Source organism: Mesorhizobium sp. M2E.F.Ca.ET.209.01.1.1, from assembly GCF_004010375.2.
GTDB lineage: Bacteria > Pseudomonadota > Alphaproteobacteria > Rhizobiales > Rhizobiaceae > Mesorhizobium.
The window spans coordinates 1-336 of sequence record NZ_SADP02000665.1; the positions used below are offsets into that span (position 1 = coordinate 1).

The 336-nt window shown below is 66.1% G+C and carries 1 protein-coding gene; it reads right to left on the reverse strand.

What is annotated here, in order from left to right:
- Positions 1 to 336 (reverse strand): TRAP transporter large permease subunit (locus EN852_RS37355; RefSeq protein ID WP_135879802.1); only part of this gene is annotated, 336 nt, incomplete at both ends.

Genomic DNA, 336 nt, shown 5'->3' on the forward strand with positions numbered 1-336 from the left:
CGCACCGCCTCCCAGGGATTGGGGAGCTCCGCCTTGGCCATGCCGTGCAGGCCGGCCTTGCCGGCCTCCAGGTGCACCTGCCAGAAACAGGCGCCGAAATAGAACAGCGCCGGGATGATCGCGGCCTTTACCACCTCGGCATAGGGAATGTTGAGCGTCTCGGCCATGATGAAGGCGACCGCGCCCATCACTGGCGGCATGATCTGGCCGCCCATCGACGAGGTCGCCTCGACGGCGCCGGCAAAGGCGGAACGGAAGCCGAAGCGTTTCATCAGCGGAATGGTGAACTGGCCGCTTGCCACCACATTGGCGACGCCCGAACCGGAGATGGTGCCC